This is a genomic window from Dellaglioa sp. CoH-57-MRSF-22 (genome assembly GCF_056781895.1).
In genome coordinates this window covers 1-241 of the sequence record NZ_JBXAXT010000263.1, presented here as the reverse complement: position 1 = coordinate 241, position 241 = coordinate 1, and the positions used below count along the sequence as shown (strand labels likewise).

Annotated in this window: 1 protein-coding gene; it reads left to right on the top strand. The window is 53.1% G+C overall.

Features of this window, described 5'->3' with window-relative positions:
* A partial coding sequence (locus AC1RPR_RS09015) for a hypothetical protein (protein ID WP_481763609.1) occupies window positions 1-241 on the top strand: 241 nt, incomplete at both ends.

Below are 241 nucleotides of genomic sequence, written 5' to 3'. Positions count from 1 at the left end.
CCATTACGCCGTTCCCCGTGATAGAAAACGGAAAAACGTGGGTGATGCTGCCCCGTGGTTCCGGGTTCCCGGGAACGAAAAGCGCGGTACGCGCGACCCGTGATTTGGTGCAGTGGAAGAAGCATGAACCTCGAATGATATGGTTCGGGACAGTTGCCCAAATACGCGAAACTGCACGAAAATTGAAGGATTCTGGGGTTTTTGTGCAAAATGCGGGCACCTTGAACAAGCAGTTCCGTGA